Origin of the sequence: Halorubrum sp. SD690R (assembly GCF_005435035.1) — an archaeon.
Lineage (GTDB): Archaea > Halobacteriota > Halobacteria > Halobacteriales > Haloferacaceae > Halorubrum > Halorubrum ezzemoulense.
The window spans coordinates 19,258-41,670 of the sequence record NZ_SGTV01000015.1 but is presented as its reverse complement, the minus strand read 5'-3'; the positions used below and the strand labels follow the sequence as shown (position 1 = coordinate 41,670).

At 71.3% G+C, this 22,413-nt stretch carries 27 protein-coding genes and 1 tRNA gene; 17 read left to right on the top strand and 11 right to left on the bottom strand.

Annotated features, from left to right (window positions below; genetic code table 11):
• The first annotated feature begins 8 nt into the window (after positions 1-8).
• From EXE41_RS10775 to speB, 3 genes are read left to right on the top strand one after another with little or no spacing between them, the layout of a single operon-like run.
• The gene (locus EXE41_RS10775; RefSeq protein ID WP_137690986.1) at positions 9-314 is read left to right on the top strand and encodes a hypothetical protein; all 306 of its coding nucleotides are present in this window, start codon (positions 9-11) and stop codon (positions 312-314) included.
• Between the two features lie 48 nt (positions 315-362).
• Positions 363-740 (top strand): translation initiation factor IF-5A, encoded by a 378-nt coding sequence (locus EXE41_RS10770; RefSeq protein WP_049932521.1) that lies wholly within the window; start codon positions 363-365, stop codon positions 738-740.
• Between the two features lie 6 nt (positions 741-746).
• Positions 747-1,577, top strand: coding sequence for an agmatinase (speB, locus tag EXE41_RS10765; RefSeq protein ID WP_086219768.1), 831 nt, complete (start codon positions 747-749; stop codon positions 1,575-1,577).
• 18 nt (positions 1,578-1,595) lie between these two features.
• On the opposite strand, the gene EXE41_RS10760 is transcribed toward speB, so the two are convergent.
• Complete coding sequence (locus EXE41_RS10760; protein ID WP_049932517.1) at positions 1,596-1,847, bottom strand: hypothetical protein; 252 nt, start codon at positions 1,845-1,847, stop codon at positions 1,596-1,598.
• A gap of 97 nt (positions 1,848-1,944) precedes the next feature.
• Positions 1,945-3,543, bottom strand: coding sequence for an amidohydrolase (locus EXE41_RS10755; protein ID WP_086219769.1), 1,599 nt, complete (start codon positions 3,541-3,543; stop codon positions 1,945-1,947).
• Positions 3,544-3,624: 81 nt separating this feature from the next.
• Here EXE41_RS10755 and EXE41_RS10750 point away from each other — a divergent pair, with 81 nt between their 5' ends.
• Complete coding sequence (locus EXE41_RS10750) at positions 3,625-4,074, top strand: universal stress protein (protein ID WP_086216017.1); 450 nt, start codon at positions 3,625-3,627, stop codon at positions 4,072-4,074.
• 57 nt (positions 4,075-4,131) lie between these two features.
• Here EXE41_RS10750 and EXE41_RS10745 read toward each other — a convergent pair whose 3' ends face one another.
• On the bottom strand, positions 4,132-4,587 hold the full coding sequence (locus EXE41_RS10745) for a cupin domain-containing protein (protein ID WP_086219770.1): 456 nt from the start codon (positions 4,585-4,587) through the stop codon (positions 4,132-4,134).
• A gap of 106 nt (positions 4,588-4,693) precedes the next feature.
• Positions 4,694-5,656, bottom strand: a complete 963-nt coding sequence (locus EXE41_RS10740) for an alpha/beta hydrolase (RefSeq protein ID WP_094593319.1) — start codon at positions 5,654-5,656, stop codon at positions 4,694-4,696.
• Between the two features lie 49 nt (positions 5,657-5,705).
• Between EXE41_RS10740 and EXE41_RS10735 the strand changes: the two genes are divergently transcribed.
• Entirely contained in the window at positions 5,706-7,088 is a 1,383-nt protein-coding gene (locus EXE41_RS10735; RefSeq protein ID WP_086219772.1) for a DEAD/DEAH box helicase family protein, read from the top strand.
• 421 nt (positions 7,089-7,509) lie between these two features.
• On the opposite strand, the gene udk is transcribed toward EXE41_RS10735, so the two are convergent.
• Positions 7,510-8,208: a uridine kinase gene (gene udk, locus EXE41_RS10730; protein ID WP_086216020.1), complete on the bottom strand. Its 699-nt coding sequence runs from the start codon at positions 8,206-8,208 to the stop codon at positions 7,510-7,512.
• 177 nt (positions 8,209-8,385) lie between these two features.
• On the opposite strand from udk, the gene EXE41_RS10725 reads away from it, so the two are divergent.
• The 7 genes from EXE41_RS10725 to EXE41_RS10695 all read left to right on the top strand — a co-directional run bounded on the left by EXE41_RS10725 (position 8,386) and on the right by EXE41_RS10695 (position 13,744).
• A complete protein-coding gene (locus EXE41_RS10725; RefSeq protein ID WP_086219773.1) occupies positions 8,386-9,108 on the top strand; it encodes a CBS domain-containing protein in 723 nt (240 codons plus the stop codon).
• Between the two features lie 86 nt (positions 9,109-9,194).
• The gene (locus tag EXE41_RS10720) at positions 9,195-9,737 is read left to right on the top strand and encodes a GNAT family N-acetyltransferase (protein WP_137690985.1); all 543 of its coding nucleotides are present in this window, start codon (positions 9,195-9,197) and stop codon (positions 9,735-9,737) included.
• Positions 9,738-9,798: 61 nt separating this feature from the next.
• Positions 9,799-9,872 (top strand) — tRNA-Thr (locus tag EXE41_RS10715).
• A gap of 141 nt (positions 9,873-10,013) precedes the next feature.
• Entirely contained in the window at positions 10,014-10,781 is a 768-nt protein-coding gene (locus tag EXE41_RS10710) for a metallophosphoesterase (RefSeq protein ID WP_049933101.1), read from the top strand.
• 72 nt (positions 10,782-10,853) lie between these two features.
• On the top strand, positions 10,854-13,010 hold the full coding sequence (locus tag EXE41_RS10705; RefSeq protein ID WP_049933102.1) for a pentapeptide repeat-containing protein: 2,157 nt from the start codon (positions 10,854-10,856) through the stop codon (positions 13,008-13,010).
• Between the two features lie 31 nt (positions 13,011-13,041).
• Positions 13,042-13,431: a hypothetical protein gene (locus EXE41_RS10700; protein ID WP_049933103.1), complete on the top strand. Its 390-nt coding sequence runs from the start codon at positions 13,042-13,044 to the stop codon at positions 13,429-13,431.
• A 109-nt stretch (positions 13,432-13,540) separates the two neighbouring features.
• On the top strand, positions 13,541-13,744 hold the full coding sequence (locus EXE41_RS10695; protein ID WP_086216023.1) for a hypothetical protein: 204 nt from the start codon (positions 13,541-13,543) through the stop codon (positions 13,742-13,744).
• Positions 13,745-13,835: 91 nt separating this feature from the next.
• Here EXE41_RS10695 and EXE41_RS10690 read toward each other — a convergent pair whose 3' ends face one another.
• Positions 13,836-14,348, bottom strand: a complete 513-nt coding sequence (locus EXE41_RS10690; protein WP_086219776.1) for a CinA family protein — start codon at positions 14,346-14,348, stop codon at positions 13,836-13,838.
• Between the two features lie 59 nt (positions 14,349-14,407).
• Here EXE41_RS10690 and EXE41_RS10685 point away from each other — a divergent pair, with 59 nt between their 5' ends.
• The 4 genes from EXE41_RS10685 (at position 14,408) to EXE41_RS10670 (ending at position 17,304) form a co-directional block, all read left to right on the top strand.
• Complete coding sequence (locus tag EXE41_RS10685) at positions 14,408-15,079, top strand: bifunctional 2-polyprenyl-6-hydroxyphenol methylase/3-demethylubiquinol 3-O-methyltransferase UbiG (RefSeq protein WP_086219777.1); 672 nt, start codon at positions 14,408-14,410, stop codon at positions 15,077-15,079.
• The gene (locus EXE41_RS10680) at positions 15,076-15,675 is read left to right on the top strand and encodes a hypothetical protein (RefSeq protein ID WP_137690984.1); all 600 of its coding nucleotides are present in this window, start codon (positions 15,076-15,078) and stop codon (positions 15,673-15,675) included. Before EXE41_RS10685 ends, EXE41_RS10680 begins: the two co-directional genes overlap by 4 nt.
• 66 nt (positions 15,676-15,741) lie before the next feature.
• Entirely contained in the window at positions 15,742-16,050 is a 309-nt protein-coding gene (locus EXE41_RS10675) for a hypothetical protein (protein WP_094583443.1), read from the top strand.
• Positions 16,051-16,122: 72 nt separating this feature from the next.
• Positions 16,123-17,304, top strand: coding sequence for a PAS domain S-box protein (locus EXE41_RS10670; RefSeq protein WP_137690983.1), 1,182 nt, complete (start codon positions 16,123-16,125; stop codon positions 17,302-17,304).
• A gap of 46 nt (positions 17,305-17,350) precedes the next feature.
• Here EXE41_RS10670 and EXE41_RS10665 read toward each other — a convergent pair whose 3' ends face one another.
• The 5 genes from EXE41_RS10665 to EXE41_RS10645 all read right to left on the bottom strand — a co-directional run bounded on the left by EXE41_RS10665 (position 17,351) and on the right by EXE41_RS10645 (position 21,868).
• Positions 17,351-17,992, bottom strand: a complete 642-nt coding sequence (locus EXE41_RS10665; RefSeq protein ID WP_086216027.1) for a thymidine kinase — start codon at positions 17,990-17,992, stop codon at positions 17,351-17,353.
• Between the two features lie 79 nt (positions 17,993-18,071).
• Entirely contained in the window at positions 18,072-18,527 is a 456-nt protein-coding gene (locus EXE41_RS10660) for a hypothetical protein (RefSeq protein ID WP_086216028.1), read from the bottom strand.
• A 104-nt stretch (positions 18,528-18,631) separates the two neighbouring features.
• Positions 18,632-19,696, bottom strand: a complete 1,065-nt coding sequence (locus EXE41_RS10655) for an amidohydrolase family protein (RefSeq protein ID WP_137690982.1) — start codon at positions 19,694-19,696, stop codon at positions 18,632-18,634.
• Between the two features lie 74 nt (positions 19,697-19,770).
• Positions 19,771-20,550, bottom strand: a complete 780-nt coding sequence (locus EXE41_RS10650) for a class I SAM-dependent methyltransferase (protein WP_137690981.1) — start codon at positions 20,548-20,550, stop codon at positions 19,771-19,773.
• 31 nt (positions 20,551-20,581) lie between these two features.
• Positions 20,582-21,868, bottom strand: coding sequence for an HD domain-containing protein (locus tag EXE41_RS10645; RefSeq protein WP_137690980.1), 1,287 nt, complete (start codon positions 21,866-21,868; stop codon positions 20,582-20,584).
• A 137-nt stretch (positions 21,869-22,005) separates the two neighbouring features.
• Between EXE41_RS10645 and EXE41_RS10640 the strand changes: the two genes are divergently transcribed.
• A complete protein-coding gene (locus EXE41_RS10640) occupies positions 22,006-22,410 on the top strand; it encodes a universal stress protein (RefSeq protein ID WP_049933119.1) in 405 nt (134 codons plus the stop codon).
• The last annotated feature ends 3 nt before the right edge of the window (positions 22,411-22,413 follow it).

The window sequence follows — 22,413 nt, the reverse complement described above, 5'->3', positions numbered from 1 at the left end:
CCGCCGTCGTGGTCGCTACGTCGCCGCGGCGGCGCCCGCCGCCCCGGAAGACCCGCCGCCGCTCGCGGAGTCACCGCGTCGCCCCAGTCGACCGGGGGAACGCCGAGGTCGCCGTCCGCGTGCGTCGCGACCTCGTGGAGGCACGCGGCCGCCGGAACGTCGGCGTCATCGCGTATCGGCGCGCCGGCGTTGCCGGAGAGGTCGTCGCCGAGGGCGTCGGCGACGCGATCGACTCGGTCGTCCGACGAGCGGAGGACGTACACGCCCACGCCGCAGGCCGTCGGGGCGGTTGGACGCCGTCTCGGGCCGGGTAGCGGCGGCATTCCAAACCGTTTATACCCGCGCCGGGGAAATTGGCGGACATGCCGCGAGAGCAGAAGCAGGTTCGCGAACTCCAGGAGGGCAGCTACGTGATGATGGACGACGCGCCCTGTAAGATCAACCACTACAGCACCGCCAAACCCGGTAAACACGGCAGCGCGAAGGCCCGCGTCGAAGGGAAGGGCGTCTTCGACGACAAGAAGCGCTCGCTCTCGCAGCCCGTCGACGCGAAGGTGTGGGTCCCGATCATTCAGCGCAAGCAGGGACAGGTCGTCAACGTCAGCGGCGACGAGGTTCAGGTGATGGACTTAGACACCTACGACACGTTCACGATGCGCATCCCCGAGGGCGAGGACTTCTCCTCGGACGACAACATCGAGTACCTCGACTACGAGGGCCAACGGAAGATCATCGGGTAATCGGCGATGTTCCCCGGGGCGACGACCGACCGCGAAGCTGCTTCCTACGTGGTCGTCGGCGCTCCGCTCGACGCCACGACCACGTTTCAGCCGGGCACCCGGTTCGGACCGGACCGAGTCCGGCGATTCGCCGAGACGTACGACGACTACGACCGCCGCACCGACAGTCGCTTCTCCGCGCTGGGCGTCAACGATGCGGGCGACGTGCGCCCGTGGGACGACGTGCCGGCGTACCTCGACCACCTCGCCGCCGAACTGCGGAGCGTCGTCTACGACGAGTCGGTCCCGCTCCTCGTCGGCGGCGAACACACGGTCACGCACGCGGGGGTCGAGGCCGTCGACCCCGACGCGCTCGTCATCTGCGACGCGCACCTCGACCTCCGGGACGCATACGACGGGAACCCGCTGAACCACGCCTGCGTCACGCGCCGGTGTCTCGACGACCTCGGCGTCGACCGCGCCGTTATCGTCGGCGCGCGGACCGGGTCCGAGGCCGAGTGGGAACGGGCGGCCGACGCCGACGTGGAGGTCGTCGCGCCGGAGGACGCCCGCGAGTGGGTCGACGGTCTCGACGGCGACGCGTTCGCCGGGGAGACGGTCTACTGCTCCGTCGACATCGACGGGCTCGACCCCGCTTACGCTCCCGGTACGGGGACGATGGAACCGTTCGGGGTAGCGCCGCGGACCGTCCGTGACCTCGTCCGCGCGGTCGCGCCGCGCGCCGACGGGTTCGACGCGGTCGAGGTGAACGACCGGGACGACGGGCAGGCGGCGGCGCTGGCCGCGAAGCTCCTGCGGGAGTTCGCGTACTCGCACGCGGCCGCAACGACCGAGTAACCGGGTTTTCGAGGCGAGTTACGAGAGTTCGGAGAGGCGGCGCCGCGCGGCGGTCACCGCCTCCATCGAGTCGATCCACTCGCGGGTGTCGGTACACCAGATGCGGTCGCCCTCGACGCTGACGCAGAAGACGGACTCGCCGGAGGGCGAGAGGGTGACGCGGTCGACGTCGGGCCGGTCACCGAGGTACGCGTCGATGAGTCGTCGGGCGGTCTCGGCCTCGGAGCGGAGACGGTTTCCTGCGGCGTACTCGACGGCTATCTCTGTCATGCTCCCAGATTAGAACTACATGATTAATAACTGCTGTTTTCTGGCAGCGATTGCGGCTTTCTCGGCGTTCCGGCAGGGTCGCGCCTCGGCCGCCGATTCACCGACCGTCGAACACGATGTCGCCGTCGACGACGGTCAGCGCCACGTCGATATCGTCGATCGCGTCGTCGCGCTCCCACGGCGACGCGTCGAGCGCGACGAGGTCGGCCCGCTTCCCCACCTCGACCGTCCCGAGCCGGTCCTCGTCGAAGCCGGCGTACGCGGCGCCGCGAGTGTACGCCCGCAGCGCCTCGGTGACGGTGAGGCGCTGAGATTCGGCCGGCGCGTTGACCGCGTGGTGAACCCCGAACAGCGGGTCCATCGGCATCCCGTCCGAGCCGAACGCGAGCCGGACCCCCGCGTCGAGCATGTCCCGGTAGCGGTTCGTCTCGGCGGTGCGCTCGGATCCCAGTCGCTCCTCGTAGAGACCGCCGGGTTGCGCCCACTTCAGGAAGTTCGGCTGGACGCTCGCGACGACGCCGGTCTCCGCGAGCCACTCGATCGCGTCGTCGTCGGCCAGTTCGGCGTGTTCGACGCGGTGACGGGCTTCCCCCGCGTCGGTCCGGGAGGCGTGCTCGTATGCGTCCAAGACGGCGTCGACGGCCTCGTCTCCGATCGCGTGGGCGGTGAACTGGAGGCCCGCCTCGGTCGCGGTTGCGACGGCCTCGTCCAGCTCGTCGGGATCGACGACCCACTGCCCGGTCTCGTCTGGCGCGTCCGCGTACGGCTCGGAGAGGCGCGCGGTCCGGCCGCCGAAGCTCCCGTCCGTGTACGACTTGATCGCTCCGGTCCGTACCATATCGCTCCCGGCGTTCGTCGCGAGGCCGACCTCCCGGACCGCGTCGAGGTGGTCGCTCCAGTAGTTGATCCGGACGCGGGCGGTGAGCGACCCGGACTCGTCGAGGTCGCGGTAGACCCGGGGTGCGTGCGAGTCGCGGACCATGTCGTGGAAGCCCGTGATACCGCGGGCGGCGCAGCCGTCGAGCGCGGCCTCGACGACCGCGCGCGTCTCGGCCGGGCCGGGCTCGACCGCTCGGTAGATCGGGTCGATGGCGGCTTCGAGCAGGACGCCGGTCGGATCGCCGTCGTCGTCCGTGGGCACCGTCTCGTCGGGAGCGTCGGCGAGCGCGTCGGCGAAGCGGTCGAGCGCGACGCCGTTGACCGCCGCGACGTGCATGTCCTCGCGGAACGCCGCCACCGGGCGCTCGGTCGAGACGCGGTCGAGGTCCGCGCGGGTCAGGTAGCGCGAGTCGTCCCACGTCGACTCGTCGTAACCGTAGCCGAGGACCCAGTCGTCGCTTTCGGGGTCCTCCACCTCGCTCGCTTCGCGTTCCACTTCCGCCGCGCGCTCGGCCAGCAGGTCGACGGCCCCGTCCGGGGAGTCGGCCGCCGAGAGGTCGGCGTGGAGGAGGTAGCGGCCAACGGTGGTCAGGTGGGTGTGCGCGTCGACGAACCCGGGGAGGATGACGCGCCCGTCGAGGTCGACCACGTCCGTGTCGACGCCGGCGAGCAGTTCCACGTCGTGCGTCCGCCCGGTCCGGACGATCTCGCCGTCGCGCACGGCGACGGCCTCGCACACCGCGTCGCCGCCCGAATCCGGGTCCGCAAGCGTGTGTACCTCCCCGTTCACGAAGATCCGGTCCGCGGCCTCGGTCATGGAACTCCGGGGGGCACACAGCGTGTTAACCGTTCGGGAAACGGCGACCGATTTATTCGGTCGCTCGACGAACCGCCGCGTATGTACGACAACGTGCTCCTCCCGACCGACGGCAGCGTCGGCGTCGACCGCGCGATCGACCACGCGATCGACGCCGCCGACCGCTACGATGCGACGCTCCACGTCCTCTACGTCGTCGACAGCGGCGTGGTGAACGCCTACTCCGGCGACGAGTTCGTCGACGGCGCCGAGGGCGCCGAGGAGACGCTCGAAGAGACCGGCCGCGAGTCGCTTGACGCGGTGGCCTCGCTCGCCCGCGACGCCGACGTGGAGGCGGTCACCGCCCTCCGCTACGGCGTCCCGCACGAGGAGATCCTCCGCTACGCCGACGAGGAGGACGTCGACCTCACGGTGATGGGGTCGAAGACGCGCTCCGGCGACTACCGCCGGATGCTCGGCTCCGTCACCGAGCGCGTCTCCCGGCAGTCGACCGCGCCCGTGAGCATCGTGAAGACGACCGTCGACGCCTGAGTCCCGACGCCGCTCCGACTCCGTTTTCCCCCGTCTCCCGCGCCCGCCTCGACGGCGTCAGCCCTCCAGTTCGGCGCCGCACTCCGGACACCGGAGATCGAACCCGTCGTCGCTCGGAACGGCCCGCATGTTCTCGTGTCCGCACTCCGGACACTCCTGCGGGATCCGCACGTCCTCGCTGTCGCGGGGCGCGCCCAGTGCGAACGCGACGACCGGCTCGTCGCCGTCGTTCTTGCCCGACTGGAACTCGCCGGGCGCGAACCGGACCGCCTCGCCCGCGCCGACGCTCACGTCCCCGTCCATCGTCTCGAACGTCGCCTCCCCCTCGACGACGACGAAGATCTCTTCCTGGTCCATGTGAGCGTGAAGCCCGCCGGAGAACCGCTCCCCAGGATCGAGGCGGTAGCGGTTGAGCGCCACGTCGGTCACCCCGAGCGGCTCCGACAGCCCCCGGCGGTCCACGTCGCTTCCGAGGGCGCTCGGCTCGACCTCGTCGATAGAGACTCGTTCCATACTCACGGACACGGCCTCGCGAGAGTTATGCTTTGACCTCGCGCCGCGGTTTCCGCTCGCCGCCGTCCGACGGGACCCGTCGGCGGACGACGCTTCGGGCGACCGATCACAGCCGGGATCGCGCGTCGCTCGCGACCGCGGACAGGGCGGTCTCCGCGGTGGCCACCCTGTCCGCGAGGCTACAGAACCCGTGCGCCATCGCCGGGTAGTGACGGTGCTCGACCAGCGTTCCCTCGCGCTCGAACCGGTCCGCGAGCGCGACGCCGTCGTCGCGCAGGGGGTCGAACCCGGCGGTGACGACCGTCGCGGGCGCGAGGTCCCCCAAGTCCGCCGCCTCCAGCGGGACCGCGTACGGGTTCGCGGCGTCGATCGGGCTCCGCAGGTACTGCTCGTAGAACCACCGCATGTCCTCGCGCGTGAGCAGCGGGCCGTCCGCGTTCTCCCGGTACGAGTCCGTCTCGAAGTCGCGGCCGGCGATCGGGTACAGCAGGAACTGCCCGGCGGGCGTCGGCGCGTCTCCGACGTCCCGCGCGCGGAGCGACGCCGCGACCGCGAGCGCGCCGCCGGCGCTGGTGCCCGAGACGCCGGTCCGGTCGGGATCGACGCCCAGCGCGTCCGCCGTCTCGGTGACCCACTCCAGCGCCGCGGTCGCCTCGTCGACCGCGACGGGGAACGGGTGCTCTGGCGCGAGCCGGTAGTCGACGGAGACGACGACCGCGTCGGCGCGGACCGCGAGCTCGCGGCAGATCCCGTCGACCGAATCGAGCGTCCCAAGCGTCCAGCCGCCGCCGTGGAAGTGGACGAGGGCGCGGGCCGGCGGGTCGCCCCCTGCGCCCATCGGATCGGGCGCCCCCGCCGGGCGGTACACCCGGACCGGCACCTCGCCGTGCGGGCCGTCGAACGCGAGGTCGCGGACGTCGGCCACCGGCGGTTCGGGCGGTCCCGAGAACAGGTCGTCTTCGAGGCGGCGGGCGGCATCGACCGAGAGATGGCTCCACGCGGGCAGGCCCAGCGACTCGATCTCGGCGATCGCCGCGGCGAGGTCGGGGTCGAGTTCGTCCGCGCGCATGGCGGACCGAGGCGGTGGGCCTTTGTAAGTCGGACGGGAACTCGGGATGATGGACGTCCGGTTGACCTACGAGGACGGCACGATCCGGGTCGACGCGGACGGCGACCTCGCGCCCGACGCGCTGCCGCCGCTGCCCGGGGTCGAGACGGACCCCCGAACCGGGACCGGCCGGGCGCCCGCCCACCGCTACGCCGAACTCCGGCGGGCGCTCCGGGTGGCCGGCGTCGCAGTCGACGACCGGGTCCTCGACGCGAGCGCGCGCGCCGCGAGCGAGGCCGGGCTCCCGGACGCGCTCGCCACCGACTACGACCTCCGCGAGTACCAGCGCGAGGCGTTGGACGCGTGGCGGGACGCCGGCGACCGCGGCGTCCTCGAGCTGCCGACCGGGGCCGGCAAGACCGTGATCGCGATCCGCGCGATGGTCGAACTCGGCGTTCCGACGCTCGTGGTCGTCCCCACGGTCGACCTGCTCGACCAGTGGCAACGAGAGTTGGAGCGCGAGTTCGACGCCCCGATCGGCCGCTTCGGCGGCGGCGAGCAGCGCCGGGAGGCGATCACGGTGTCGACGTACGACTCCGCGTACCTGAAGGCGGACGGCGTCGGCGACGCCTTCGAGTTCGTCGTCTTCGACGAGGTCCACCACCTCGGCGGCGAGGGGTACCGGGACGCCGCGCGCCTCCTCGCCGCGCCCGCGCGACTCGGGCTCACGGCCACCTTCGAGCGCCCGGACGGCGCCCACGAGGCGGTCGCGGAGCTGGTCGGCGACCGCGTCTACGCGCTCGACGTCGACGACCTCGCGGGCGACCACCTCGCCCCCTACGACATCCGGCGGATCGAGGTGGAGCTCACCGAGGCGGAGCGCGAGCGCTACGACGAGAAACAGGGCACCTTCGTCGAGTACGTCCGCGACGCGGGGATCACGTTTTCGAGCGGGAGCGACTACCAGGAGCTGGTCAAGCGCTCGGGCAACGACCCGGCGGCCCGCGAGGCGCTCCTCGCGAAGCAGGACGCCCGCGAGGTCATGATGAACGCCGACCGCAAGGTCGAGCGGCTCGCGGAGATCCTCGACCGCCACCGCGACGACCGCGTGATCGTGTTCACGGCCCACACCGACCTCGTCTACCGGCTCTCCGAGCGCTTTCTGCTGCCCGCGATCACGGCCGAGACGGGCGCGAAGGAGCGCCGCGAAATCTTGGAGCGCTTCCGCGACGGCACCTACGGCCAGGTCGTCGCCGCGAACGTCCTCGACGAGGGGGTCGACGTGCCGGACGCCAACGTGGCGGTCCTGCTCTCCGGGTCGGGCAGCGAGCGGGAGTTCACCCAGCGGCTCGGCCGCGTGCTCCGCCCGAAGGAGGACGGCGGCCGCGCGACGCTGTACGAGCTCGTCAGCGCCGAGACCGCCGAGGAGCGGGTGGCGAGCCGGCGGCGATGAGCCGGAACGGTCGAGATACGATGGTTAAATGCCCGTGAGCGGCTACGACGATCGCTTGTAAATGACGGTGCGGTGGCGCGTGCCTCCGAGTGGCCGCCGGAGGCGGCCGCGAGGAGCACGCGCGAGGGACGCCGCGAGCGACCGGAGGGAGCGAGCGGCGAGGCTGGGGAGGCGTGAGGTGCGGTCGCGGGACGGGACTCAAAGGGGCAGCCGCGAGGACGCCGTAGGCGACGTAAGGACCGCAGGAGCGAGCAACACGAGCGACGAGGACCGCAGCGAGCGTACAGCGTCCTCGCGGCTGGGGCTTAGGAAGTGTTCAGCGTCGATCTACGAGCAGCGGTTTATAAGCAAACGAACGGGCTTCGGCGACAGATACCGTCGCTCCGGCGTCCACGCCCAGAGACCCACCGTTTCGAACTGATTAATCGTCGCCGTCCATGTCGAGCGAGCGCTTCTCGCCCAGCTCCGATTCGAGGCTGCCGCGCTCCCAACTCCTGACCGCGTCGCCCTCGACCTCGGCGCGCAGTTTCTCCTCTAAGAGGTTCACCGCGACGCTGTTGGCGCCCTCCGGGATGATCACGTCGGCGTGTTTCTTCGAGGGCTCGATGAACTGCTCGTGCATGGGCTTCACCGTCGAGAGGTACTGGTCGATGACGCCCTCCAGGTCGCGGCCGCGGTCGATCACGTCCCGGCGGATCCGGCGCAGGATCCGCACGTCGGCGTCGGTCTCGACGAAGAGCCGCAGGTCCATCATGTCGTTTATGTCCTCGTCGTACAGCGCCAGGATGCCCTCCAGCACGATGACGTCGGTGGGTTCGACAGTGATCCGCTCGTCTTTCCGATTGTGAATCTCGAAGTCGTACTGCGGCATCTCGACGGACTGGCCCTCCAGGAGGGCTTCGAGGTGCTCCCTGAGGAGTTCCCACTCGAACGCCGAGGGGTGGTCGTAGTTGACCTCCTTGCGCTCCTCGAACTCGAGGTGCGAGAGGTCCTCGTAGTAGTTGTCCAGCGGGATCCGGGTGACGCTGTCGCCGAGGTCGCGGGTGACGAGCCGGGAGACCGTCGTCTTCCCGGCGCCCGTCCCCCCCGCGATCCCGATCACGAACGAGGGAATGGCCATGTCCCAGTTCGAACGTCGGAGGGTTTGAACGCTCCCTTTCGTCGGCGGGGCGCGCCCGCAGGGCGTCCGGACGCGACTCGCCCCGCCGGATATGTGAACCGATCGCAAGCGTAGGCCGGGCACGGATAAAACGCTACCGGGGGCACCTTTTAGCCGGTCGGAGCGGATCCGGAACGTATGCGAACAGACACCACGGTTCATGACGTGATGCACCGCGAGTTCCTCGGCGTCAGCGAGTCGGACGCGCTGCCGGAGGCGGCCGCGCTCTTGGTCGAAGAGGAGACGAACTGTCTGGTGGTCGTGCGCGGCGGCGAGCCGGTCGGACGGCTGGAGGCCCGCGACGCGCTCGAGGTGCTGCTGGAGGCGGGCGACGGCGGGGAGTCGCCCGAGGGGCCGCCGTCCACGGTCGGCGCGGCCATGAGTCCGCCGCTGCCGACGGTCTCGCCGGACGACTCGCTCGCGGCGCTCGAAGAGCGGCTCGTCGCCGAGGGGACGGACCGAGTCGTCGCCGTCGACGACGGGGAGGCGGTCGGCGTCGTCACGGACGGCGACGCGCTCGCCGCGGGGGCGCCGCGGACGGGCGCCGGCGCCGACGGCTTCGGTGACGAACCCGCGACGGGCGACCCCCACCCGGAGGAGACCGTGCTGTCGACCGCGGCCGCGGCGGACTCCGACGCGGAGCGGAGCGCCGCGGCGACGATGGACCCGGCCACGGCATCGGAGCCCGCCGCGGCCGCCTCGGGAGACGGCCCCTCCGGAAGCGAAGACGGCGTCGACCCGGTGACGGGTGCGCCGAGCGAGGGCTCGACGCAAGGGGTCTGCGAGAGCTGCGGCGCGCTCGTCCCCGACCTCGTCACCGCGAACGGGCAGGCCGTCTGCCCGAACTGCCGCGAGGTCTGAGTCGCTGGGCCGCCGTTCGATGCGCCAACGGCGAGGCCGAGTCATCGGCCGGCAGTCTCAACACGTCGCGAGCCGAACGCGAACGCATGGCCGAGACGGACGCCCGGATCGAGCCGGCGACCGCCGACGACGTCGACCCGGTCACCGACATGTGGGTGACGCTCGCCGCGGGGCAGCGCGAGTACGGCGCCACGCTCCGCGGCGAGGCGAACCGCGCGACCGTCCGCGAGTGGGTCGCGCAGTCGGTGGTTACCGGCGACCTGCTGGTCGCTCGCGACCCTGAAGCCGCGGCCGAAGCGGACACCGGCGATCCGGACCCCGTCGGGTTCGTCGGCTTCTCGCTCGAACGCGGTGACTACGACCGCGACGCCGTCCGCGGAACCGTCAGCAACCTCTTCGTGCGACCGGACCGGCGCGGCGAGGGGGTCGGTGCGGCGCTGCTCGACGCGGCCGAGCGCGCGCTCGTCGAGGCGGGCGCCGACCGCGTGGCGCTGGAGGCGCTGGCAGACAACGACCGCGCCCGTGCGTTCTACGCGGACCGCGGCTACGGCCTCCACCGCGTCGAACTGACGAAGTCACTGGACCCCCAAGACGAGGACGAGCGCGGCGGCGATCAGGAAAGCCGGTGACTCCGGCCGGGTTCGCGGAAAGCGACACGCACTCATAGGAGGACCGAGTACGGCCGCACGCGCCAGGGGAGCATGGGTGGTTCATGCACTCGACTTGTAATCGAGACTTCCGGGGTTCAAATCCCTGCCCTGGCTCTGCTGGACGCCGTCGACTCTCTGAGGAGTCGGGCGGCGACTCCCCGACGCGATCTGGCGCCGAGACAGCGAGGCGTTTTCCCCGCGGCGAGCGCCGATCCGTAGTTATTTGACCGCGGTGCGTCGACTCATTGGTAACCGATGGGTCGATTCGCGCTGTTTCCCGATGTCCACATGCGGAGCGGCCACGCGGCCGAGATCGAGCGGGAGCTACGCGACGCGCTCGAGGCCGTCTCCGCCGACGCGTTCGACCGGATCTTTGTGTTGGGCGACCTGATCGAAGACGACGGCTCGGCCGAGGTCGACGAGGCGAACGTCGAACGGGTCCGCGAGATATTCGCGGACGCGCCGGTCCCGGTCACGTATCTGCTGGGGAACCACGATGTCGAGACACTGACCCGCGCGGAGCTCACGTCGCTGCTCGGCCAGGACCGTTTCCACGGCGTGATCGAGACCGACGACGTGCCGATTGTCTACCTCGACTCGACGAAGGAGGCGACGCCGGGCGCCCGCGGCGAGCTCGGGTCCGACCAGCGCGAGTGGCTGGCGGGCGTCTGCGCGGAGTACGACGACCCGCTCTTCCTGAGCCATCACCCGCTCGGGACCTTCGACATCTCGGACAACGACTGGTTCAGACACTACCCGGAGCGCGCGTTCCTCTCCGACCGAAAGGAGACGCTTCGCGTCATCGAGGGGCTCGGGTCCGGACGCGGCACGATAAGCGGGCACATCCACCAGTCCGGGTTCGCGAACTTCCGCAACATGGCCCACGTCTCGGTCAACGCGTTCAGCAAGGAGGTGCCCGGCAAACCTCTGACCGGGACCTACGCCGACGTGACCGTCGGCGATCGGATCACCGTCGACGTGACCGTCGGGGGCGACACCGTGACGTCGTACACCATCCTCTAGCCGGACGGCGGTCGCGTCGGGCGGTGCTGTGAGGTAGTTTTACTATCCGCGCTGTCGTCGGCCCGGTACGTCGTGTCCGTCGGAACGTGTGCGTACAGCTTCGACCCGGTGGCGTGGGAGGAGGAACACGGTCGTTCGGCCGCGCTCGACGAGAGGTGGTCCTGTCCCCGAGAGGCGGAGGGAGAGACGGACCGCTGTCGGTTCCACCTTTCTCCCGCTCGGCGCGCGGAGCTCGGCATCGACGACGAGTCGGTGTGCGAATCGCTGGTGTCGGAGCTGGCGACCGGCGAGGCGTCGTCGCTCGGGTTCGTCGGGGCCGAGTTCGGAACGATCGACGTCTCACACCGAGTCCTCGACCGGGTGACCAACCACCCGATCGACCTCCGGCACGTCACCGTCTATGGGGAGTTCCTCGCGGAGCAGACCGTCCTCCGACAGCCGCTCCTGATGGACGAGATACGGGTCGAGGGTGCCGCCGACTTCACCGACGCTGAGTTCGGCGAAGACGTGTCGGCGGAGCGGGCGACGTTCCGCGGCGACGCCGTCTTCGACGGGACGGACTTCGAGGACAGCGCGCGGTTCGGCGGCTCGACGTTCGCCCGGCCGGCGAGCTTCGACCGCGTCAGGTTCGGCGACGTGGCCGACTTCTACCGGGCCCGGTTCCGCGCCCCCTGTTCGTTCGAGGAGTCGGCGTGGCGGGGCGCGTGTCTGTTCCAGCGCGCGGCGTTCCGGTCGGACGTGACCTTCACCGCCAGCCGGTTCCACGCGAGGACCGACTTCCGCACCGTCCAGTTCGGCGGGACGAGCCGGTTCAACCGGTGCGAGTTCGAGGACGCCGCGGTGTTCATGAACTGCGCGTTCGCGGCCGAGGCGTTGTTTAAAAAGGCGAGCTTCGCGCAGCCCGCGCACTACCAGAACGCCGACTTCGACTCCGAGGCGTCGTTCACCGAGACCGAGTTCGGCGACAAGGCGAAGTTCCAGTTCGCGACGTTCGACGGCGAGGCGGTGCTGTCGTACATCCGGTTCGGCGGCGCGACGTACTTCAAGGCGGTCGATTTCAACAGCTACGCGTCGTTTTACAAGTCGACGTTCGACCGGCTGGGCGACTTCCGGAATGCCACGTTCGCCGACACGGCGCGGTTCCTGAAGGCCGAGTTCACGGACGAGGCCTTCTTCGGGCGGGCGACGTTCGTCGGCGACGGCGACTTCCGGAGCGCCGCGTTCCGGGGGACGGTCCACTTCGTCGAGACGACGTTCAGATCGAGCGCGACGCTTCGGGAGTCGACGTTCGAGCGGGCGCGGTTCGAGAACGTGCGAACGGCCGGCGGCGACGTCACCATCAACCTGGAGCGCACGACGGTCGACGGCGGCCGGTTCGTCCAGGAGAACGGGGCCGCCGTGTACTACAACCTCCGACGGAGCAGGGTCGGCGACGTGGATATCGAGATGGCCGACTCGGAGGGCGTCTTCGAGCGGTTCCTCTTCTACCGGACCGAGTTCGACGGCTTCGACTTCTCCAACTACCGGTACGTGCTGGCTCCGGAGTGGGTGTTACACACGTTCCGCGGGACGGTCGACGACACGTACAGCCTCGAAGCGGACCGGTTCGCCATCGAGGACGACGCCGACGAGGCGCCCGGCGCGGACGGCGGCGCCGCCGACGAATCGGGCGGGGGTCCGGGAGAGCCGGCCGACGGAGGCGGCGTTCGAAGCCGGCTCGCGGGCTGGCTCGCCGACGGCGAGGCGTCGGACCTCGAAGTGACGTACCTGAAGGCGAAGAACGGGGCCGAGCGCGTCGGCGACAGCCAGTCCGCCTCCCGGTTTTTCATCAAGGAGATGTACTACCGGCGCCGGACGCACGTCGACCGGGCGTTCGCCCACAAGGAGTCGCTTCGCAGCCGGCTCAAACTGCTGTTCTTAGTCGCGGTGAACCTCACGCTCTCGGCCACGTGCGGGTACGGCGAGAAGCCGCGCCGCACCATCGGATTCTCGCTCGTCACCGTCGTCGTCTACGCGGCGCTCTTCGCCGCGGTCGTCACAGACCCGCCGTTCGCGTCGCCGCTCGGATACGGGCTGTTGAGCGTTCAGTCGTTCACGTCGCTGATATTCGGCCCCACGGCGACCGTTCCGAACTTCGCGGGCAGTTTCCTCGCCGCCACCGAAGGATTCGTCGGCGCGTTCATGATCGGCCTGTTCATCTTCGCGCTCACCCGCAGCGTCCACCGGTGACGTTATGCGACGACGGGTCCCACGAGGCGCCATGAGCGAGTCGACGGGCGACGGGGAGTTCCGGCGGACCCTCCCGCTGTTCGACAACCGAGACCGAGACGCCGTCCAGCGACTGCTCCACCACGCGGTCGAGGACCTCAGGTACGACCACCCGGACCGGAAGGTCGCGAGGGACCTCTACCACGAGATCCGAGAAGGGGACGCGATCCGGCTCCGCGTCGGGCGGGGGATCCGCGACGAGACCCTCGTGATAACGCCGGCCGAACTCGACGCCGACGCCGGGCAGATACTCGACCGGTTCGTCGGGGCCATCCCGTCGGAGTCGGTCGAGTGGCGCCGCGTCGCGACCGAACTCGGGGAGTGGCGGACGGAGCGAGAGCTGTCGGATGACACCGAGATCGCCTTCCAGTACCTCCACTGACACCGGACGCGGCGGCGCGGGTTTTCACGCCCGCCGCCTTCCCGACGGCGCGTCGACCGCTGTCTCGCGTTCGGGATCCGTTTATATACGTCCCGCGCGGATCGCCGCCATGGACTCGTCGGACCGGGCGCTGCTCGGCGTGGCCGGAATCGTCGGCGCGCTCGTGCTGGCGGTAGCGCTCGCCGGCGGCGCCCTCTTCGGCTTCGGCGAGTCGGCCGCGCGGCCGCTCCGCCTCCTCGCGGTCGAACCGCTCACGTGGATCGTGATCGCGGCGCTGCTCGTCGCCGTCGTCGGGAACGCCTACATCGACTGACGGCGCGAACGCTTCACCGGACGACGGTCACCGGCACCGACGATCGCCGGGACACCGTCTCGACGACGAGGAGAGCGGCGTCGTCGGTCGCTCAGCCGTCGGCGTCCTCGATCGCACGGACGACCGCGTCGAGCGCGCGCTCGGCGGCGCCCCGCTTCACCGCGTCGCGGTCGCCGTCGATGACGGCCCGCTCGGTCCGGACGAACGACTCCCCGGTTCCCCACGGGGCGGCGTGCGCGACGCCGAAGTGGACGAGACCCACCGGCTTCTCGTCGGTGCCGCCCGTCGGGCCGGCGATACCGGTCGTCGCGACCGCCCAGTCCGCGTTCGCCCGGTCTCGGGCGCCCGCCGCCATCTCGCGGACGACGGGGTCGCTCACGGCGCCGTGGGCGTCGAGCGACTCGCGGGAGACGGCGAGCAGCTCGCGTTTCGCGTCGTAGGTGTACGTCACGAAGCCGCGGTCGAAGTAGGCGCTCGCGCCCGGCACGTCCGTCACCCGCGATCCGACCAGCCCGCCGGTGAGCGACTCCGCGGTCGCGAGCGTCTCGTCGCGGTCGCCGAGGAGCGCGTTCAGTCGCTCGGCGGGGGCCTCGGTCTCGTTCATACCCGCAGTCCGGGCGAGACGCCCCTGAGGTTTACGCCGCGGCGCGGCGAAGGGCGCCCGTGACCGACACCGACTGGGACGAGCGGTTCGCGTCGGGCGAGTACCCGCGCGCGCCGGAGCCGTCCCCCGTGCTTCGCGCCTACGAGCCGTCGCTCCCCGACGGTCGCGCGCTCGACGTGGCTGCGGGGACCGGCCGCAACGCCGTGTTCCTCGCGGACCGCGGACGCGAGGTGGACGCGCTCGACGCGTCGGCGGAGGGGCTCCGCGTCGTCCGCGACCGCGCCGCCGAGCGCGGGATCGGCGGGCGGATCGAGGCGGTCCGCGCCGACATCTCGACGTACGGCTTCCCGACGGAGGCGTACGACGTGATCACGATGAGCTTCTTCCACGCGCTCGGTCGGTTCGCGGACCTCGTCGAGGCGCTCGCGCCGGGCGGCTACCTCTTCGTGGAGGGGCACCTCCGGTCGGCGGACCCGTCGCCGTCGGGACCGAGCGACGACCGATACCGGTTCGCGGCCAACGAGCTGCTCCGCGCCGGACTGGCCTTGAGCGTGCGCTACTACGACGAGACCACGGCGGAGCGCCCGGACGACCGCCGGCGCGCCACCGCGCGGCTGCTCGCGCGGAAGGCGAGCGGCGGCCGGCAGTCGTACCCGACGCGCCCGGACGCGCCGGACAGGTGGCCGGGCGGCGAGAGCGACGCGACCGCCGCGGACGAGCGAGACGCGTGAGCGACGACGGCTCCGCGTCGCCCGCGGCGGTCCTCCGGTCGATCGTAGCGCGCGCCGTCGACTGCGACCCCGCGGGCCTCGGCGATCGGACCGCGATCGTCGAACGCGCGAGCGGCTCGGCCAACGGCGCCGACGAGCCGGAAGGTTCGCCGACGCCCGTGGGCCGACTCGCCGAGCTGATCGGTGGGTCCGACAGCGTCGTCGCGGTCGTGCCGCGGTTCGACGCCGACCTCGCCGGGCGACTGAACGCGTCGCTATCGGCGGGAGACGAGGCGCACGAATCCGGCGCCGCCGCCGACGCGACCGCGCCGAGCGAGGGCCGCGTCGTGTTCACCGGTTCCGCGGCCGACCGCCTCACCGGAACGACGGGGGCGGTCGTCCGCCGCGCGCTCGCCGACCGCGGCGTCGACGCGTACCGCCACGAGGGCGAGTCCCCGATCGCGGTCGTCCTCGCCGACGACCGCGCGGCCGTCGGGCTGATCGACGGAGCGGGGGTCGCCGCCCTGCTGTGGACGGGGGACGCCGCGGTGCGGGAGTGGGCGGCCGCGACCTGTCGGCGGTATCTCGACGCCGCTGAGCCGGTAGCGGACGGCTGAGGGACCGACGCCGAACGACGCCGCAGTCCCCGGGCCGCTTTTGAGGGCCCCCGACGAAGGGGGCGTATGAAAGCGCTACTGCTGTTGGTGGCCGGACTCGGCGGACTGATCGAGGCCGTCGCGCCGCGCCGCGTCGTCGCGCTCTGGACTCGCGCGCTCTACCGGAACGCCGGCGAGGCGGAGCCGCGCGAGTGGGTGTACGCGGCCGCGAAGGTCGAGGGAACGCTGATCGCGGCCGGCGCGCTCGTGGGGTTGTTCCGGCTCGCGACCGCGGACGGGGATTTCCCGGTCGACGACTCGACGGCAGCGGACGAGCGCGAATCCGACCCGGCGATCGCAGGCGGGCACGGGGACGACCAAGCGGCCGCGGAGTGAGCCGACCGCCCGCCCGAACCGTTTGATAAACGGACCCGAACGTATATTGCGCAGGTCGCGGTATGAGTGCGCATGACGGGGCCTCCAGCGGACCCCAAGTCGGACGACCCGTCGACGGTCCGCGTCCTCCACGTCGACGACGACCCGGCCTTCCTCGATCTGACCGCGACGTATCTCGAACGGATCGACGAGACGTTCGAGGTCAGCTCCGAGACGAGCGTCGAGGACGCCCTCGACGCGCTGGAGTCGGCGCCGATCGACTGCGTCGTCTCCGACTACGACATGCCCGAGACCGACGGGTTGGCCTTCCTCCAGCGCGCCCGCGACAACGGCGTCGACACCCCGTTCGTCCTGTTCACCGGGAAGGGGAGCGAGGAGATAGCGAGCGAGGCCATCTCCGTCGGCGCGACCGATTACATCCAGAAGCGCGGGGGAAACGACCAGTACGAGGTGTTGGCCAACCGCGTCCGCAACGCTGTCGACCAACACCGGTCGCGGGCCGCGCTCGCCGCGAGCCAAGAGCGGCTGTCGCGGTTCATCGGCCAGTCACCGCTGGGAACGATCGAGTACGACGACGAGTTCCGGATCGTTCGGGTGAACCCCGCCGCCGAGGAGATCCTCGGCTACGAGGAGTCCGAACTCCTCGGCGGGACGTGGCTCCCGTTCGTTCCCGAGACGGAACGCCGACACGTCGCGGTGCTCGAACGCGACCTGCTCGCGAATAAGGGCGGGTACCAGAGCGTCAACGAGAACGTCCGCAGCGACGGGGAGCGGATCCGCTGCGCGTGGCACAACCAGGTGGTGACCGACGAGGACGGAGCGGTGATCGGCGTCTTCTCACAGTTCGAGGACGTCACCGAGGCGGAGGCCCGGAAGCGCGAGATCGAGCGGACGAACGCCGTCCTGTCGACCGCGCTGGACGCGCTCCCCGTCGGGATGCTCGTCGAGGACGGGGACAGGCGCGTGATACGCGCGAACGAGCGGGTGTACGAGCTGTTTGACATCGACGGCGACCCGGAGGCCGCCGCCGGGCGCGACTGCCGGGAACTCGCCGTCCAACTGAGCAGGCGGTTCGCCGATCCGGAGGGGTTCGTCGACGGGATCGAGCGGATCGTCGACGCCCGGCAGCCGGTCGACGACGAGCGGCTGGCGCTCGCCGACGGAACCGCGCTGATTCGGACGTATCGACCGATCGATCTACCGGACGGCGGCGGCCACCTCTGGGCCTATCGGCTGGCGAACGGGCCCGACTGAGCCGCGGTTCGTCCCCACCGTCGAGGGGCGGCGTCGCGGGACCGGCTCAGTCGTTCGCGGAGTCGGCCTCCGGGCTCTCGAACGGTCGCTCCGCGTCGGGGCGGTCGCCGGTCAGGAGGACGTGACAGTCGCGGCACCGCGCCTCGTAGGACTCCTCGGCGCCGACGAGTATCGTCGGGTCGTCGACGTGGGCGGGCTCCCCCTCGATGAGCCGCTGGTTCCGAGAGGCGGGCTCGCCGCAGACCGAGCAGATGGCCTGGAGCTTGTCGACGTACTCGGCGGTCGCCATGAGCTGCGGGAGCGGCTCGAACGGCTCGCCGCGGAACGTCTGGTCGGTGCCCGAGACGATCACGCGGCTGCCGCGGTCCGCGAGGGCGTTACAGACCTCGACGAGCGCGTCCGAGAAGAAGTTCGCCTCGTCGATCGCGACGACCTCGGCGGGGTCGTCGTCGAGGATGTCGAGCGGCCCGTCTCCCTCGTTCTCGACGACGGTCGCCTCCCACTGCCGGCCCGTGTGGCTCCCGATCGTCGCCTCGCCGTAGCGGTCGTCGATCGCGGGCGTGTAGACGGCGACCGACTGGCCGGCGATCTCGGACCGCCGGAGCCGGCGGAGCAGCTCCTCCGTCTTGCCCGAGAACATCGACCCCGAGATGACCTCGATCCACCCGGATCGAGTGATTGCGTGCATACCCGATCCGGCCGGAGCCAGCGACTAAACCGTTTCTCTCCCGGGACGCGGCCGCCGCGTCGCCGCCGGCGACCGCCGCTCAGATCCCGGTCGCGACCCCGACGATCGCGGCGGCGACGACGACGTACGCCGCCGCGGAGACGGCCCAGTCGCGCCGGACCCGACCGAGCCGCTGACGCGGGAGCCCCGACGCGCGCGGCAGCGGGACGAGCGCGAAGAAGCCGACCATCAGCGCGAGCTGGACGACCCCGGCGACCGCGACGGCCACGAGGGGACCGAGACCGAGCAGCGACCCGGTCGCGGCCGCCAGCCCGACGAACAGCAGGCCGGAGCCGCCGCCGGCGACGTAGTGGACCCACGTCGCCAGCCGCTCGGGCGCGTCGTCGACCGGCGTGTCCGTGAGCACGCCGGCGGCGACCTTCGGGGCCGTCGTCCCCTCGGGGAGCCGAGGCATCACCTGATCCATCGCGAGCGTCGCGACGAGACCGACGATCGGTCCAAGCGCGAGTCCGGCGAGCAACGAGAGCGTCGTCATCGCGCGGTCGTACGCTCGGAAGCCATTTCATCCCGTCGGCGCGGTGCGGAATCGGACCGGGAGCGGAGCGAGCGAGGAGTCGCGGCGGAAGGCGAGAGCGCGATTCAGTCGTCGCGGGGGACGACCTGCTTGCCGCCGATGACGACCCGCGAGACGTCTGCCTGTCCGGCCCGCCTGACGACCGCGCGGACGAGGTCGCGAGCGCCGCTGAGGTTGTCGGAGTCGCCGTCGAGGACGAGCAGGTCGGCGTCGGCACCGGGCTCTATCACGCCGCGGTCCACCCCGGCTATCTCCGCGCCGTTGGCCGTCGCCATGCGCAGTATCGCTCGGGCCGGGAGGTCGGACAGCTTCGCCGCGAACTCCATCTCGCGGAACATCGAGGGCGAGTCGGTCATCACGTTGTCCGTGCCGAGGGCGACGGTCGTTCGCTCGCTCAGCTCGCGGATCGGCGGCACGCCGACGTTGGTGACGAGGTTCGACCGGGGGCAGACGACGACCGGCGTCCCGCGGTCGTCGAGCCGTTCGAGGTGGATCGGCTCGGCGTGGACCATGTGGACGAGGAAGTCGGGCGCTAAGTCCATCGCGGCGTTGATGTCGTCGGCGTCGCGCTCCCCGGCGTGGATCCCGAAGGGCTTGCCTGCGTCCCGCGTCGCCGTCCGGACCGCGTCGAAGTCGGCGTCGCGGGCGCCGGAGGCGCCGTACCCGTCAGCGACGGAGAGCACGTCGGGGTCGTCGCGCCCGAAGACCACCGGGTCGATCGCCCGCTCGCCGAACGGAACGCCCGCTCCGGCGACCGCGTCGCGGAGCGCGGCGACGCCGTCGACGCGCCCCTCGCGGAACTCGAGGAACGTCCCCGTGCCGGTCGACTCCATGTACCGCAGCGTGCGCGCCATCGCGGCCACCTTCTGCCCGCGGTCGGCCGCCCGGAGGAGCCGGTGTTTCAGCCCGTCCGGCGGCACGACCAGCTCGTCGAGTGAGAGGCCCGCGCCCGCCTCCTTGGCGATCGAGTCGCCGATGTGGGTGTGCGCGTTGACGAACGCCGGGAGGATCACGTCGTCGCTCTCGACGGTCGCCTCCTCGACCCGGACGACCTCGCCGTCCGCGACGACGACCCGGCCCTCGACCGGCTCGAAGTTGGGGCCGACGAGGATCGTCCCTTCAAGATACATACCGGAGGCTCGTCGCGCCGCGGGGAAAACGTCGTGGGAGCGGCACCGAGCGGCGGCACCTCCGAGCAGGGGCGTCAGGGCGCGTCGAGCCGCGCCCAGAACCCGAGCGTGTCCGGGAGGAGCGCCCGTGGCTCGGCGGCCGACGCGGCGTCGCCCTCGCTCGTCGTCTCGCCGCCCGCGGGCTCCGGCTCCACGACACGCTCGACGTCGAACCCCGCGTCAACGAGGGCGCGGTGGAGCTCGGAGACCGACCGGTCGAAGGCGACGAGGTCGGCATCGTACGACTCGTCGATCTCGATCTCCCGCCGCGGCGGCGCGTGATACCCCCTGTCGATCTTTCCGGTTTCCGGGTCGATCAGCTCCCGGAACGGGTGCATCACCGACAGGTAGAACGCGCCGCCCGGCCGGAGGACGCGACGCGCCTCGCGCACCGCGGCGTCGAGGTCCGCGACGAGTTGGAACGCCGCCTCGGAGAACGCCGCGTCGAACGCGTCGTCTGCGAGCGGGATCCGGGTCACGTCACCCTGGAGGAACCGGGCGTCGACGCCGTAGTAGTCGCGGAGCCGGCGCGCGTGATCGAGCTGCCCCTCGGCGATGTCGACGCCGACCACGCGGTCGGCGCCAGCCAGCGCCGTCCCCACGCTCCCTTGGCCGCCGCCGCAGCCGAGTTCGACGACGTCCGCGCCCGCTATCGGCGGCGGGAACTCCGAGCCGGCCGCCGCGTGGCTGTCCGGGTCGAAGGGCGTCGGGACCGGCGGAACTCCGGACTCGTCCGTGTCGGCGTTCCACAGCGCCTGGAACGCGTCGCTCCACTCGTTCCAGAGCCGGCGGTTCTCGCGGTGGTCGTCGGTCACGCCGGCGGATCGGTCGGCGACGGCATAAACCTCACTCGAACTCGTCGAGCGTCGTCGGCATCGCGCCGCGCACCTCGGTCACGAGCCCGTCCGGGTCGAGGCCGAGCACGTCCGCGGCCGCGCGGCCGACGCGGTCGGTGGCCGGTGCCGGGGCGTACACCCCGAGGCGCCACTGGTTGCGCTGGGCGGTCCGGAGCGCGGAGACGAGCGGCGACTGGCGCTCCAGCCGCCGGATCTCGCCGTTGACGGTGACGCGCGCGGTCGACTCCCGCATTGTCGGCTCGGGGGGCACGTCGAGGATCACGTGGTCGCGGGCGACGCCCGCCTCCGCGGCTATCTCGCGTTCGAGCGCCGTCTCGGCCGCGCGGTCCGCCTCGTGGACCCGCTCCGGCACGTCGTCGTACTCGGCCCACACCGCCAGCTTGTACAGGTCGCGCTCGTCGTACCGGCGGGAGAGCTCCGCGGTCCCCGGGCAGTCGCGGATCGCGGCGAGGAAGTCGTGGTCGTCCATCCGGCGCAGCTCGGCCGCCGTCGTCGCGGTCGCGTCGAGGAGTTCGGTCGCGGCCCGACGCAGCATCGCCTTCGATATCCGCGCGACGTGATGGGTGTAGACGACCGGGTTCATCAGCGCGCGGGCGAGGAGCAGGCTCTCGGCGGTCTGGACGTTCCCCTCGTCCAAGACGAGCTCCGGGCCGCGGCGGTTCGGTGCGTCGCCGTCGGTGGCGGCGCTCTCCCCGCCGTCCGCGACCTCGCCGCGCTCGACGAACGTCAGCTCACGGACGAACCGCTCGGTGTCGATCGTGCCGTACGGGACGCCGGTGTGGTAGGCGTCGCGCACGAGGTAGTCCATGCGGTCCACGTCGAGCTCGCCCGAGACGAGCCCGGCGTAGGGCCCCTCGCCGGCGACGATGTCGGCGATCCGGTCCGGGTCGAGGCCGTGGTCGCGCAGCACCTCGCCGACCGCGCCGGTCGCGAGCAGCTCGTCGACGTCGTCGTGGTACTTCCCGGTCCGGCGGTGGGTGAGCGATTCGAGGTTGTGGCTGAACGGGCCGTGCCCCACGTCGTGGAGCATCGCCGCCGCCTCGATGCGGTCGGCGCGCTTCCCCTCGATCCCGAGGTGGTCGAGCGCGCGGCTCGCGAGGTGGTAGACGCCGAGGCTGTGTTCGAACCGCGTGTGGTTCGCGGAGGGGTAGACGAGCTGGACCGTGCCGAGCTGTTTGACGTGGCGGAGCCGCTGGAGGGCGGGGGTGTCGACGAGGTCCGCGGCGACACCGTCGATCTCGATGTGGTCGTGGACGGTGTCCTTGACCGTGATCATGCGTCCGGCTTCGGCGGCAACCGGTAAAAGGCTGTGAGTGTCGCTCCCGCCGCGGCGGCGCCGGAAGCCGCCGGTCGGCTCCCGTCAGCCGCGAATCCGTGGCACGGTTTATGAGGCGACCGTGCGAAGTGTCGCGTATGTACGACGTGTTGCTCGGCATCGGACTCGACGACGAGCCGCGAGCGATCGCACAGGCCGAGGCGGTGATCGACCTCCCGGGCGATCCCGACGAGGTGACCGCGCACCTCTGTCACGTGTTCCGAGACAACCCGGAAGGCGCGTCGGTCCACCAGATCGGGACCGTGCGGCGCGCCCGGGAGATTCTGGAGGACGCCGGCGTGAACTGCGTCCACTACGAGGCCAGCGGCGATCCGGGCGAGGAGATCCTCGCGGCCGCGACCGACATCGACGCAGACCTCATCTGCGTGTCCGGGCGCAAGCGGAGTCCGGCCGGCAAGGTGGTCTTCGGCAGCACGACGCAGGCGCTCGTGTTGAACGCCGACCGACCTGTGTTGGCGGTTCCGGGACCGAACGAAGAGTGACGC

What these genes read in the sequence shown, in the direction of transcription:
- EXE41_RS10770 (WP_049932521.1), top strand. Translation starts at nt 363, where the DNA reads ATGCCGCGAGAGCAGAAGCAGGTTCGCGAACTCCAGGAGGGCAGCTAC.
- speB (WP_086219768.1), top strand. Translation starts at nt 747, where the DNA reads ATGTTCCCCGGGGCGACGACCGACCGCGAAGCTGCTTCCTACGTGGTC.
- EXE41_RS10760 (WP_049932517.1), bottom strand. Translation starts at nt 1,847, where the DNA reads ATGACAGAGATAGCCGTCGAGTACGCCGCAGGAAACCGTCTCCGCTCC.
- EXE41_RS10755 (WP_086219769.1), bottom strand. Translation starts at nt 3,543, where the DNA reads ATGACCGAGGCCGCGGACCGGATCTTCGTGAACGGGGAGGTACACACG.
- EXE41_RS10750 (WP_086216017.1), top strand. Translation starts at nt 3,625, where the DNA reads ATGTACGACAACGTGCTCCTCCCGACCGACGGCAGCGTCGGCGTCGAC.
- EXE41_RS10745 (WP_086219770.1), bottom strand. Translation starts at nt 4,587, where the DNA reads ATGGAACGAGTCTCTATCGACGAGGTCGAGCCGAGCGCCCTCGGAAGC.
- EXE41_RS10740 (WP_094593319.1), bottom strand. Translation starts at nt 5,656, where the DNA reads ATGCGCGCGGACGAACTCGACCCCGACCTCGCCGCGGCGATCGCCGAG.
- EXE41_RS10735 (WP_086219772.1), top strand. Translation starts at nt 5,706, where the DNA reads ATGGACGTCCGGTTGACCTACGAGGACGGCACGATCCGGGTCGACGCG.
- udk (WP_086216020.1), bottom strand. Translation starts at nt 8,208, where the DNA reads ATGGCCATTCCCTCGTTCGTGATCGGGATCGCGGGGGGGACGGGCGCC.
- EXE41_RS10725 (WP_086219773.1), top strand. Translation starts at nt 8,386, where the DNA reads ATGCGAACAGACACCACGGTTCATGACGTGATGCACCGCGAGTTCCTC.
- EXE41_RS10720 (WP_137690985.1), top strand. Translation starts at nt 9,195, where the DNA reads ATGGCCGAGACGGACGCCCGGATCGAGCCGGCGACCGCCGACGACGTC.
- EXE41_RS10710 (WP_049933101.1), top strand. Translation starts at nt 10,014, where the DNA reads ATGGGTCGATTCGCGCTGTTTCCCGATGTCCACATGCGGAGCGGCCAC.
- EXE41_RS10700 (WP_049933103.1), top strand. Translation starts at nt 13,042, where the DNA reads ATGAGCGAGTCGACGGGCGACGGGGAGTTCCGGCGGACCCTCCCGCTG.
- EXE41_RS10695 (WP_086216023.1), top strand. Translation starts at nt 13,541, where the DNA reads ATGGACTCGTCGGACCGGGCGCTGCTCGGCGTGGCCGGAATCGTCGGC.
- EXE41_RS10690 (WP_086219776.1), bottom strand. Translation starts at nt 14,348, where the DNA reads ATGAACGAGACCGAGGCCCCCGCCGAGCGACTGAACGCGCTCCTCGGC.
- EXE41_RS10675 (WP_094583443.1), top strand. Translation starts at nt 15,742, where the DNA reads ATGAAAGCGCTACTGCTGTTGGTGGCCGGACTCGGCGGACTGATCGAG.
- EXE41_RS10670 (WP_137690983.1), top strand. Translation starts at nt 16,123, where the DNA reads ATGACGGGGCCTCCAGCGGACCCCAAGTCGGACGACCCGTCGACGGTC.
- EXE41_RS10665 (WP_086216027.1), bottom strand. Translation starts at nt 17,992, where the DNA reads ATGCACGCAATCACTCGATCCGGGTGGATCGAGGTCATCTCGGGGTCG.
- EXE41_RS10660 (WP_086216028.1), bottom strand. Translation starts at nt 18,527, where the DNA reads ATGACGACGCTCTCGTTGCTCGCCGGACTCGCGCTTGGACCGATCGTC.
- EXE41_RS10655 (WP_137690982.1), bottom strand. Translation starts at nt 19,696, where the DNA reads ATGTATCTTGAAGGGACGATCCTCGTCGGCCCCAACTTCGAGCCGGTC.
- EXE41_RS10645 (WP_137690980.1), bottom strand. Translation starts at nt 21,868, where the DNA reads ATGATCACGGTCAAGGACACCGTCCACGACCACATCGAGATCGACGGT.
- EXE41_RS10640 (WP_049933119.1), top strand. Translation starts at nt 22,006, where the DNA reads ATGTACGACGTGTTGCTCGGCATCGGACTCGACGACGAGCCGCGAGCG.